Annotated in this window: 8 protein-coding genes and 1 pseudogene; 8 read left to right on the forward strand and 1 reads right to left on the reverse strand. The window is 61.3% G+C overall.

The annotated features are described in order from the left end of the window. The 8 genes from AC1DWF_RS30160 to AC1DWF_RS30195 form a co-directional block, all read left to right on the forward strand. On the forward strand, window positions 1–519 hold a 519-nt coding region (locus tag AC1DWF_RS30160; RefSeq protein ID WP_476842431.1), incomplete at its 5' end, for an SDR family NAD(P)-dependent oxidoreductase. Between the two features lie 58 nt (window positions 520–577). Next, window positions 578–754 (forward strand): hypothetical protein, encoded by a 177-nt coding sequence (locus AC1DWF_RS30165; protein WP_476786535.1) that lies wholly within the window; start codon window positions 578–580, stop codon window positions 752–754. A 100-nt stretch (window positions 755–854) separates the two neighbouring features. Further along, complete coding sequence (locus AC1DWF_RS30170; RefSeq protein WP_476786536.1) at window positions 855–1076, forward strand: alkylphosphonate utilization protein; 222 nt, start codon at window positions 855–857, stop codon at window positions 1074–1076. A 73-nt stretch (window positions 1077–1149) separates the two neighbouring features. Continuing rightward, window positions 1150–1851 carry an SH3 domain-containing protein gene (locus AC1DWF_RS30175; RefSeq protein WP_476842432.1) on the forward strand — a complete coding sequence of 234 codons (702 nt, stop codon included), beginning with the start codon at window positions 1150–1152 and terminating at the stop codon, window positions 1849–1851. A 143-nt stretch (window positions 1852–1994) separates the two neighbouring features. Continuing rightward, window positions 1995–2822, forward strand: a complete 828-nt coding sequence (map, locus tag AC1DWF_RS30180; protein ID WP_476842433.1) for a type I methionyl aminopeptidase — start codon at window positions 1995–1997, stop codon at window positions 2820–2822. Between the two features lie 36 nt (window positions 2823–2858). After that, entirely contained in the window at window positions 2859–3611 is a 753-nt protein-coding gene (gene radC / locus AC1DWF_RS30185) for a RadC family protein (protein WP_476842434.1), read from the forward strand. A gap of 120 nt (window positions 3612–3731) precedes the next feature. Beyond that, entirely contained in the window at window positions 3732–4427 is a 696-nt protein-coding gene (locus AC1DWF_RS30190) for an SDR family oxidoreductase (RefSeq protein ID WP_476787712.1), read from the forward strand. A gap of 93 nt (window positions 4428–4520) precedes the next feature. Then, a complete protein-coding gene (locus AC1DWF_RS30195) occupies window positions 4521–4697 on the forward strand; it encodes a hypothetical protein (RefSeq protein ID WP_476842435.1) in 177 nt (58 codons plus the stop codon). An 81-nt stretch (window positions 4698–4778) separates the two neighbouring features. Here the strand turns inward: AC1DWF_RS30195 and AC1DWF_RS30200 are convergent. After that, window positions 4779–5035: pseudogene (locus AC1DWF_RS30200) on the reverse strand (trigger factor); the annotation flags it as partial.

Raw genomic sequence — 5035 nt, forward strand, 5'->3', positions numbered from 1 at the left:
ATCAAGACGTGCGGCGGCGTGGATCTCGCCGTCAACAATGCCGGCATAGGCGGCGTGCGCAAGGCGACCGCCGACTACCCGCTCGACAGCTGGCACGAGACGATGAACGTCAATCTGAACGGCGTTTTCTACTGCATGAAATACGAGATCGCGGCCATGCAGCAGCGGGGCGGAGGCGCGATCGTCAACATGTCCTCGGTGCTCGGTTCGGTAGGACTGCCGACCGCCGCCGCATACACTGCTGCCAAGCACGGGGTTGTCGGGCTGACCAAGGTCGCCGCGATGGAATATGCGAGAATGGGCATCCGCATAAATGCAGTCGGCCCCGGCTGGATCGACACCCCGCTCCTTTCCGAACAGTTTGAAGGAGAGTCCCGACGCATGCTGGCACTGCAACCAATGGGCAGACGCGGGAAACCGGAGGAAGTATCTGCGCTGGTGTGTTTCTTGTTGTCGGATCAAGCAAGCTTCATCACAGGAAGCTATCATCTGGTGGACGGTGCCTACACCGCGCACTAGGGCGACGAAATCCTGAAATTGGCGACGTGACTTACGTGCCGAATCAAATGTGACTCCCATGCAGATCATCAGAATCACTGTTGCTGTTCTCGCCTGCCTGACCGTGTCTGCCTGTGGCATGGCCAAAGCGGCGCGAGAAACCGGCCAGACGTTCGACAAATACGGTTGTCTGGCGCGGGACTTCAAAGGCCAGCCGCCTTGCGCTCCGGATGATTCCGCAGCGCCTAAACCATGAATGGCCCAGTCATCCTCATTTCAGGCCGCTCCCTTTACGCCGCCCTCTTGAGAACCTACTGCAGGCGCAACCATCGACGCGGCAGCAGAAAGGAAGAACCATGTCGGACATCATCGTCAAAGACAGCAACGGCGCACAGCTCAACGAAGGTGACTCGGTGACCCTGATCAAGGATCTGAAGGTCAAGGGCACCTCCGAGACCATCAAGCGCGGCACGCTGGTCAAGAACATCCGCCTGACCGGCAACCCCGGTGAGGTCGAGTGCAACACCAAGCAGGTCAAGGGCCTGGTGTTGAAGACCGAGTTCCTGAAAAAGGCCTGAGCTACCTCCGCCGAGCCAGCGCCGGGACATCGCCGTCAACCCGGTTTTAAACTCTGAAGTCCAGACTCACAGCATGTCTGGATTCGCCCTTCCCAAATTGAGATGGCTGGTGCTCGGCGCGCTTGCGGCGGGCGGTTGGGCCATGACGCAGGAGTTGCCGAGCAAAGCGCGCCTAGAGGATCGGCCCTCCAGGGCCGCGAGCCGGCCGAAGGCGGAGACCACGCCACGCACGGAAGCGGCAGTCACGCGGCCCAAGGTCAACGTCGCAACGCGCCCGCAAACGGAGGTGGCTCGACCCAAGGTCGACATCGAGCCAAGCAAGCTAGCTGCAAGTTCGAAACCGAAAGCCGACGTCGCGCCCCAGAAAATTGCCATGGCGACTCGTCCCAAGGTGGACAGCACGCCGCGCAAGCCGCCGGAAGTTATCGAAACCGCCTCGATCACGCGCCCACCGACCCCGTTGCCACGCCCGAAGCCAGCTGCCAGGCAAACGTCAACGATGCCCGACACGGACAGCGCCGCCGCCCTCAACGTGCTCTACACTAGCACGTCAGTCTATCTGCGCCGCCGTCCGAACGTTTCCGCTCCTGTCACGTCAAGCCTGAAGCAGGGCGAAAGCGTGCGCGTATTCGCCCGCGACGGCAAATGGACGCTGGTTTCCGCCTCCGGGCGCAAGGGCTGGGTGCATGGCGACATGCTACGGCCCGCTGATCCTGCAGCCCCTCKCCCCAAACAGACGCTTGCGCGACCGGCGAAGTCTGCCACGCCAGACTGACATTGGCGGTTTTTGCTGGCCAAACGCCGCATATCGCTGCGGTTTGGCCTTTGCGGGTTGAATCTGGACGCTTCCGGTGCCAAATCTGCGGCAACGCCTCGCAGCACGTCGCGAGCAACCCCAGACATACTCGGCAGAGGTCAATGGTCAGCTATCTCGACGCCGCCACGGCGCCCCTCAGGAACACAGGCCAGATCCGTCTCTATGGAGAGGAGGCCTTCGAAGGCATGCGCAAGGCCTGCGCGCTCACCTCTCAGTGTCTCGACGAGTTGGTCGATCGCGTCGCACCCGGCGTCACCACCGAGTCCATCGACCGCTTCGTCTTCGAGTTCGGCATGGATCATGGCGCGATGCCGGCCACACTCAACTACCGCGGCTACACCAAGTCGAGCTGCACCTCGATCAACCACGTCGTCTGTCACGGCATTCCCGACAACAAGCCGMTCAAGGACGGCGATGTCGTCAATATCGACGTCACCTATATCCTCGATGGCTGGCACGGCGATTCGAGCCGCATGTACCCGGTCGGCAACATCAAGCGCGCCGCCGAGCGCCTGCTTGAAGTCACCCATGAGTGCCTGATGCGCGGCATTGCCGCAGTGCGCCCTGGCGTACGCACGGGCGCTATCGGCGCTGCCATCCAGACCTATGCAGAAGCCGAGCGCTGTTCGGTGGTGCGCGATTTCTGTGGCCACGGCGTGGGTGCCTTGTTCCACGACGCGCCAAACATCCTGCACTATGGCAACGTCAACGAGGGCGTCGAGATGCGCCAAGGCATGATCTTCACCATCGAGCCGATGATCAATCTCGGCCGCCCGCATGTGAAGGTGCTGTCCGACGGCTGGACCGCCGTGACGCGTGACCGCTCATTGTCGGCCCAATACGAGCACACCGTCGGTGTCACCGCCACAGGCTGCGAGATTTTCACGCTATCCGCCAAAGGGCTCGACCGGCCGGGCTTGTCCGCATAATATCGCCTCGCCGGTGTTCCGGCGGGGGCGATAGCGGTGGCGAACAACGACCACGACGAGCGCGATTTCTTCGGCGAGCTTCCGTTGCCGCCGATCAAACGAGATGCCGCGCCGGAAAAGCCCCACTATCTCGGCCATCGTGACCAGCTGCGCRAGCGGTTTTCGACGAATGGCGGCGACACGCTCGCCGACGACGAGCTGCTCGAACTGCTGCTGTTCCGGCTGATCCCGCGCTCCGACACCAAGCCGGTGGCAAAGGCCCTGCTCGCCCGCTTCGGCACGCTGGCGGAAGTACTCGGCGCCACCACCAACCTGCTTCAGGAGGTCAAGGGCATCGGACCTTCGGTTGCGCTTGACCTCAAGATCATTGCGGCATCGGCCAAGCGTATGGCGCGCGGCGAGATCAGCGGCCGCGAAGTGCTGTCGTCCTGGCCACAGTTGCTCGACTACTGCCGTGCCGCAATGGCCTTTGAGGCACGCGAACACTTCCGCATCCTGTTCCTCGACAAGAAGAACGTGCTGATCGCCGACGAGGTGCAGCAGACGGGAACAGTCGACCACACCCCGGTCTATCCGCGCGAAGTCAGCAAGCGGGCGCTGGAGCTGTCGGCAACCGCGCTTATCCTCGTGCACAATCATCCCTCAGGCGACCCGACGCCGTCGCGCGCCGACATCGACATGACCAAGACGATCATCGACACGGCCAAGCCGCTCGGCATTTCGGTGCACGACCACATCATCATCGGCAAGAAGGGTATTGCCAGCATGAAGGGCCTGCTGCTGATCTAGGCAAATATAGACTTGAAGTGCGCTGAAGGCCCATGCAAACTGCCCAGCATTAAATCGATCCGCAACCTGACATGCGATCAGGCGCAAGATCTCTACCGCTATTGGTGATGAGGGTCTTGCATGTGCGCGAAACGGAATACTCAACCCATCTTTCTGCTGACCACTGTGGCCCCTCGAAAAAGAGAGGGTTCCAGTCCGACTGGTCTTGTCGGTCGACATCTCGCCCGGCAGTTGCTCGATAGTGGCGTATCCGTTCGTGTCCTGGCCGAGCCTGGGCAGCTTGACGGCTGGGCGCAAGGAACCCAAGTCATGTCAGGGTCAATTACGAGTCCGCAGGACGCTGCCCAAGCTTTCGCCGGAGTAGCGAAAGTCTTCTTGGCAGGTGCCGAACCAAATTCCGTGAAAGAAGTAACTAGATTTGCTGCCGCAGCGGGCATCGAGCGGATCGTCGTTCTCTCATCCCATGGCCCCGAGTACGAGCAGGCGTTTCCGGCCGAAACCTGGTTCTGGCTCGCCATAGAGAAGGCGGTGGAGAGTTGCGGCATACCATGGACGCACATCCGCCCATCGGCTGTCATGGGCGCATCCCTTGAAGGGACCTATCCTGCGACGGGCTCGGACTGGATGGACTCGATTCGTCGAGAGGGCGTCATACGCGAGCCACTTGTAGATCGCGCCTATTACCCTTTCATCCATGAAGCGGATCTTGCCGCCGTTGCCGCCGCCGCTTTGCTACAGGACGACTATGTCGGGCAGATCCTTGAAGCCATTGGGCTTCCAATCAGTACGCGATCACGCGTTGCAGCCCTTGAGTAGGCCTTAGGCCGCAGGATCGCGACTGAGGAACTCACGCTGGATCAAGGCCGCAAAGCCTGGCATCAACTCGGTTGGCCAAGCGGGGCGATCAAGGTGACACTCTTTGCACTGGAGGCATACGCCTCTCGGTTGAAGGAGTTGACCGAATGGACCCTGGCGCAGAAGCCCAGCGTCGAGGAAATGATCGGACGGCCGCCACTCAGCTTCGAGCAATGGGCCCGTGAGCATATCGCGGCCCCGGATCGGGCCGTCACAACGGGTGAACAGTGAGAAAGAGGCTTCACCATCCAGAATCAAAAAGGCCGCTGGATCAACCAGCGGCCTTTTCGTTTTCATGCGAGGAACGTCGCCTTATTCGGCGTCGGCTTCCTTGGCCTTCTTCTTGGGAGCGGCCTTCTTCTTGGGCTCTTCGCCCTCTGCATTCTCAGCCTTGTCGGCCTTCTTGGCGGAAGCCTTCTTGGCCGGCTTCTCAGAAGCCTCGTCCTCGTCGTCGGCGAGCAGCTCTTCCTTGCTCACCTTCTTGTCGGTGACGGAAACCAGCGAAAGCAGGTGATCGACGACCTTTTCCTCGAACAGCGGCGCGCGCAGGTTGACCAGCGCCGACGGGT

The sequence above is a fragment of the Aminobacter sp. P4_D5 genome, from assembly GCF_056401815.1.

What these genes read in the sequence shown, in the direction of transcription:
- AC1DWF_RS30165 (WP_476786535.1), top strand. Translation starts at nt 578, where the DNA reads ATGCAGATCATCAGAATCACTGTTGCTGTTCTCGCCTGCCTGACCGTG.
- AC1DWF_RS30190 (WP_476787712.1), top strand. Translation starts at nt 3,732, where the DNA reads ATGTGCGCGAAACGGAATACTCAACCCATCTTTCTGCTGACCACTGTG.
- AC1DWF_RS30170 (WP_476786536.1), top strand. Translation starts at nt 855, where the DNA reads ATGTCGGACATCATCGTCAAAGACAGCAACGGCGCACAGCTCAACGAA.